Source organism: Psychrobacter sp. GW64-MNA-CIBAN-0177 (genome assembly GCF_040309585.1).
Classification (GTDB): domain Bacteria; phylum Pseudomonadota; class Gammaproteobacteria; order Pseudomonadales; family Moraxellaceae; genus Psychrobacter; species Psychrobacter okhotskensis.
Window position 1 is genome coordinate 1 of record NZ_JBEOOY010000296.1, and the last position, 266, is coordinate 266.

Annotated in this window: 1 protein-coding gene; it reads left to right on the forward strand. The window is 46.6% G+C overall.

Annotation, left to right across the window (positions count from 1 at the left end; all coding sequences use genetic code 11):
- A partial coding sequence (locus AAEY79_RS15145) for a S26 family signal peptidase (RefSeq protein ID WP_352289275.1) occupies positions 1–266 on the forward strand: 266 nt, incomplete at both ends.

Here is a 266-nt window from a genome sequence, read left to right on the forward strand (position 1 = left end):
TGATTGGGCTACCCGGTGACACGGTCAGTTATAATCAAGGGCAGCTTGCCATTAATGATGTGCCAGTCGCGACTAAAACGATTAATTTTGCTGCCAATGCGGAGCTAACATCACAGTTGTATGGGGCGGGACAAATCGCCCCGGGACAAGTACTTAGCGAAACTGAAGCCATGCAAATGGGTCAGCAAGAAGAAGACCATGCTCAGTATTTCCAAGAAACACAAGGCAAGCATCAGCATTTGGTTCGTTATTTAACGGGTATGAAT